Here is a 4,554-nt window from a genome sequence, read left to right as displayed (position 1 = left end):
GTGCAGGACCACCGGGTCCTCGTGGTGGGCAGCGGGTTCGGCGGCGGCATCGCGGCGCTCCGGCTCGCCCAGGCGGGCGTCCCCGTCGTCGTCATGGAACGAGGACGCCGCTGGCCCACCGGCCCCAACTCGACCACCTACCCCAGCGTCAGCGCACCCGACGAGCGCATCCTGTGGTTCCGCTCCGCACCCGAGGTCTTCGGCCGACCCGTGGACCTGCCGCGCTACACCGGGCTGCTCGACGCCTCCGTGGGCGAGAACATGACCTCCGTGTGCGCCACCGGCGTCGGAGGCGGGTCCCTCATCTACCAGGGCATGTCACTCCAGCCCAGCGAGGAGTTGTTCCAGACCTGGTTCCCGGGCGCGATCGACTGGCGCGAGATGGAGCAGGAGTACTTTCCCCGCGTCTCCCGGATGCTCCGCCTGGCCGAGGCCCCGGACGAACTCGTCAACTCCCCCCAGTACACGGCCCCCCGCGTTTTCGCCCAGAGGGTGCGGGCCGCCGGTCTGCCACTGCGCAAGATCCCCATGCCCATCGACTGGGACTACGCACTGGCCGAGCTGCGCGGCGAGATGCGGCCCTCCTACACCGACAGCTCGGGCGCGCTCGGCGTCAACAACGGCGGCAAACACACCGTCGACGTGACCTACCTCGCCGACGCCGAGGCCACGGGACTCGTCGAGGTCCGACCGCTCCACGACGTCCGTGCCATGCGGCGGCTGCCCGACGGACGCTGGGAGCTCGACGTCGAGGTCCTCGACACCGCCGGACGCCTCCTCAAGACGCTGGCGATGCGCGCACCCGCGGTCATGTTGGGTGCCGGATCGGTGGGCACCTCCACGCTGCTCACCCGAGCCTCCGCCACCGGCACCATCACGGACCTCCCCGACGCCGTCGGCAGCGGCTGGGGCACCAACGCCGACCGGATCTACACCTGGACCGACCCCACCGCAGGATTCGGCGCCGTCCAGGGCGGGCCTGTGGTCTACGGGAGCCTCAACTGGTCGGACCCCACCACCGCCCACACCCTCATCCAGGCGTCGATCCCCGCATTCGGTGCGGATCTGCACACCACGATGATGGTCGGGTACGGCGTGAGCGCCGACCGTGGCCGGATCGTCTACGACGCAGCGCAGGACCGCGGCGTCATCCGATGGCCCGCCGCCGGTGACGCGGGGATCCTGCGCGGTCACATCGAACCCACCGCGCGCGCCATCGTCGGCCCGACCGGCCACCTCACCGACACCAACGACATCGTCAACTCCACCTGGCACCCGCTCGGCGGCGCGGCCATGGAGCAGGTCTGCGACCTCGACGGGCGGGTCCTGGGCCAGCGGGGCCTGTACGTCGTCGACGGGGCCCTCATCCCGGGCACCACCGCCGCCTGCAACCCGTCACTGACCATCGCGGCGATCGCCGAGCGAGCCCTCGACCGGATCGTCCGCCACGATGTGGGCGCGATCATCTGAGGCGGGAGCGGGCGAGGCCGTCCGAGCCGGGAGCGGGCGAGGCCGTCCGGACGGATGTGCACACCGTCATCAGCGTCGAATGCCCGGGACCGGTGGCGGCGACCGGGATAATGGGCGGTGTGAGGTCTCGCGAGAACATCCTCGACGCCACCCGCCGCGTCATCGGCGAGGTGGGCTTCGAGGGCGTCAACATCGCGGTGGTGGCCAAGCGAGCCGGGGTGAGTCGACAGACCGTGTACTCGATCTTCGGTACCCGTGAGGAACTCGTCAGCGAGGCGATAACCCATCAACTCAGCGCACTCCTCGGTACCTACGAGTCGCTCATCGACTCGGCGGACTCGCTGCTCGAACTCCTGGTGGAGATGGTGGTCGTGTCCCGGCAGAGGATCCTCGGCGACCCCCTCCTCCGCGCGCTGACGCTCTCCGGCGAGGGCAATCCGATCCACCATCCCGGAGCCATCGACAGATCCCTCGGCTACACCGCTCAACTGTTGAGACCGGCGGTCGAGCGCTTCCCCGAGTACGCCGACCGCATCGACTTCCTCGCCGACGTCGGAGTCCACATCGGCTGGTCGGTGATCGTGCTCGACCCCCCCGACTCCCGCTCCGACGCCGAACTGCGGTCCTTCCTCACCGCCTGGCTGGCGCCGCTGTTCACATCGGCGCCGTGAGCACCCGGCTGGTCCTGTGGGATCTCGACCTCACGTTGCTCGACCCCGCCGGGTTCGGTTCCCGGATGATCGGGCCCGCTCTCGCAGAGATGGTGGGCGGGGAACCGATCATGGACACCTCCTTCGCCGGCCGGACGGACCGCGCGATCTGTACCGACCTGCTCGCGAGAAACGGGATCGAGCCGCGCGAAGGACACGTCACCCGCCTCCTCCGCGCGGTCGCCGAGAGGTGCGAGACCCACGGTCATGATCTGCTCGACTCCGGCGGCGGGCCTCTGCCGGGCGCACACGAGGCGGTGGGCGCCCTCGCCTCCGCGGCCGGGGTGCACCAGGGGATCGTCACCGGCAACATGCGGCGGACGGCGCTGCTCAAGCTCCGGTTGTGCGGTTTCGACGGCCTGCCGGATCCTCGGTTGGGCGCGTTCGGTGATCACCACGCCGACCGCGCCGACCTCGTGCGCGGGGCGGTCGCCACGGCCCGCACCCTCGGGCTCGAGGTCTCCCCCGGCACCACTGTGGTCATCGGGGACCACGTGCACGACGTGCGCGGGGCACTCGATGCGGGGGCACACTGCGTCGCGGTAGCGACCGGCCGGGTCAGCGCTGACGAGTTGCGCGCGGCCGGAGCCCACGCCGTCCTGCCCGACCTCACCGACGTGGAGTCTCTTCTCGAGGCGATCTCCGCCCTGACGCCCTCGGCGGTCCCCCTACCCCACCGCGCCTGAGACCACCACCGCGGTTCGGCCGTCACCGCCGCTCGGGCCCCCGCAGCACCTCGGGTCCCGCAGCACCCGGGCCCCGCAGCACCCCGGGACCCCGCAGCACCCGGGCCCCGCAGCACCCCGGGACCCCGCAGCACCTCGGGACCCCGCAGCACCCGGTGAATGGTCGTGTCCGTTGTGATCAGATGGCGCCTCCGTCACAGTGGGCACGACCAACCTGTGAGGCGATGTGGTGGCGGCCGCGCTCGAGGGCCGCGCGGGCCTGGCGGAGCACCGCCCGAGGATTCCTGAGCATCGACCCGGTGACGCGGACCACCTGCCAGCCGAGTTCGGCGAGTTCGGCGTTGACCCGGGCGTCGTACTCCCACTGGTCCTTCCCTCGATGGACCTCGCCGTCATAGAAGACCGCGACCATCTCGGCCTCGTACGCGAGATCCGCGGTAGCGATTCTCGCTCCGTACTCGTTGCGGATCGCGACCTGTGGAGTCGGGTCAGGGAGGTCCGACCGGACGAGGAGTAGCCGAAGTCTGGTCTCCGGTGGCGAGTCCGCCCGCGGGTCGCACCAGTGCAGCAGGCCGCGCACCCTGTGCAGACCATGCAGTCCTCGCACGCTCTCCGCGAGTGCACTGACCTCGCTGACCGAAATGCGGGACCGATTGCACACGGCATCGATCTTCGCGATGGCGGCGTCGTCGTCGAACTCCCACCTCGCGACGTCGACCGCCGTCCGCGCCGCGGAGGTCACCCGGAGGCCACCGATCGTCACCACGTGCCCGGCCGGCAGGGCACGCCGGAGTCGGCGCAACCGCACTCCGCGCGGAGCGGGCGCCGTACCGACCGCGTAGACGTCGACGCCTCTCCCGACCGCCGCCGGTGCGTACCAGCGCTCACGGTGGAACAGTCCCGCCGCGAGACCGCCGATCACAGCTCCGGCGGGCGCCCACAATGCTGCGCCGCGAACCAGGCGATCAGGGGTGACGGGCTCCCCGGCGGCCAGGTACACGTCGGGGAACAACCGGCGATGTCGTGACCTCAGCTGATGGCCGGTCAGGCGGCCGGCCTGCACCGCGGCACTTCCGACGAACGGCTCAGCAGGATCGGCAAGAGGCACCACAGCATCATCACGCGCCGCGTCCGATCACACCCGCCGGGAGCGTCGCCTGTGGAGGAGCAGAACGACCATCCACAACCACCCGCGCACGCCGGTGACAGTCGCAGGTGGTCCTCCCGCGTTCTGGTCGTGCCCAGCGCGGCGAGACGCGCGATTCACCGCAGCAGAGACGACCAAGACCGATGGACGCCTGAGAGCGGCGTCCCCCTGGCGCGCCGGCCTGCGGTCAGCCCTCTGGTCGTCGGCCCGCGGGTCAGCCCTCTATCTGCTCGCCGATCTCCATCCAGCGTTCCTCGAGCTCCTCCTTCTCCGCTGTCACCTGCTTGAGGTCGCGGTCGAGCGAGGCGAGCTTCTCCGTGTCGAGCGCCTCTCCCGCGGCGGCGGTGAGAGCCTCGTGAAGAGCGGCCTGACGCGTGTCGAGCTTGAGCATCTGCCGCTCGATCCTGGACATCTCCTTGCGCAGCGCCCGCTCTTCGCCCGAGCTGAGACCGGCCCCGGCGGGCGCAGCGGACGCCGAGCCAGGTCCCGCATCCGAGCCAGGCCCCGCACCCGAGCCCGCATCCGAGCCCACACCCGAGCC

At 71.1% G+C, this 4,554-nt stretch carries 5 protein-coding genes; 3 read left to right on the top strand and 2 right to left on the bottom strand.

Annotated features, from left to right (window positions below; translation table 11 throughout):
* From IY392_RS12865 to IY392_RS12855, 3 genes are all read left to right on the top strand, one after another.
* A complete protein-coding gene (locus IY392_RS12865; RefSeq protein ID WP_194861429.1) occupies positions 1-1,470 on the top strand; it encodes a GMC oxidoreductase in 1,470 nt (489 codons plus the stop codon).
* Between the two features lie 119 nt (positions 1,471-1,589).
* Entirely contained in the window at positions 1,590-2,141 is a 552-nt protein-coding gene (locus IY392_RS12860; protein ID WP_194861428.1) for a TetR/AcrR family transcriptional regulator, read from the top strand.
* Positions 2,138-2,866, top strand: coding sequence for an HAD hydrolase-like protein (locus IY392_RS12855; protein WP_194861427.1), 729 nt, complete (start codon positions 2,138-2,140; stop codon positions 2,864-2,866). Before IY392_RS12860 ends, IY392_RS12855 begins: the two co-directional genes overlap by 4 nt.
* Positions 2,867-3,044: 178 nt before the next feature.
* Here IY392_RS12855 and IY392_RS12850 read toward each other — a convergent pair whose 3' ends face one another.
* Together IY392_RS12850 and IY392_RS12845 are read right to left on the bottom strand one after the other, a co-directional pair.
* On the bottom strand, positions 3,045-3,974 hold the full coding sequence (locus IY392_RS12850; protein WP_194861426.1) for an endonuclease domain-containing protein: 930 nt from the start codon (positions 3,972-3,974) through the stop codon (positions 3,045-3,047).
* Positions 3,975-4,227: 253 nt separating this feature from the next.
* The coding region (locus IY392_RS12845; protein ID WP_255542085.1) for an ABC transporter C-terminal domain-containing protein at positions 4,228-4,554 on the bottom strand (327 nt) is incomplete at its 5' end.

The organism is Dietzia sp. SYD-A1, assembly GCF_015356725.1.
Classification (GTDB): Bacteria; Actinomycetota; Actinomycetes; order Mycobacteriales; family Mycobacteriaceae; genus Dietzia.
Note: the sequence above shows the minus strand (reverse complement) of the source record. Positions and strands in the feature narration are given on the sequence as shown.